The organism is Streptomyces yerevanensis (assembly GCF_000716805.1).
Lineage (GTDB): Bacteria > Actinomycetota > Actinomycetes > Streptomycetales > Streptomycetaceae > Streptomyces > Streptomyces flaveus.
Genome location: NZ_JNWJ01000225.1, coordinates 1 through 472 on the forward strand (window position 1 = coordinate 1; position 472 = coordinate 472).

Below are 472 nucleotides of genomic sequence, written 5' to 3' on the forward strand. Positions count from 1 at the left end.
CGCGGCGATCCGGTCGACCACCGACCGCGGCGCGGAGAAGGGACCCTGCGCACGCGGCCACGGGGCGACGACATCGGTGAACCCCAGCTCGTCGGCCCGGCCCAGAAAATCGTCGAAGCAGTCGGCCGACTGGATACTGAGCACCGGTGCGGCATCGGTCTGCAGCACCCGCCGGAACTGCGGATTGGCCTCGCGTCCGTGCGCCGCAAGGGCAGCCGTCATCCGGTCGCTCGCCGCCGAGACAAGACCCCACCACGCGTCGAGCCGCTCCGCCATCCCTCCGATCGTCACCCACCCCTGCCCGTTCCGCGCCGCGGAAGACGTTCACGCGGGTCCGTTGGCGGCCACGATGAACGGCAGCCGCGGCCGCTGCCGGCACCCGGGCACCCAGGCACCCGGGCACCGAACGAGCGTCGACGGCGGAGTAGTAGTCACCCCGGAAGGAGACATGGTCCTCGCGCAGGAGCCGATC

Annotated in this window: 1 pseudogene; it reads right to left on the minus strand. The window is 72.0% G+C overall.

Features of this window, described 5'->3' with window-relative positions:
- Positions 1-276, minus strand: a pseudogene (locus OP79_RS50970) (LLM class flavin-dependent oxidoreductase); the annotation flags it as partial.
- Between the last annotated feature and the right edge of the window lie 196 nt (positions 277-472).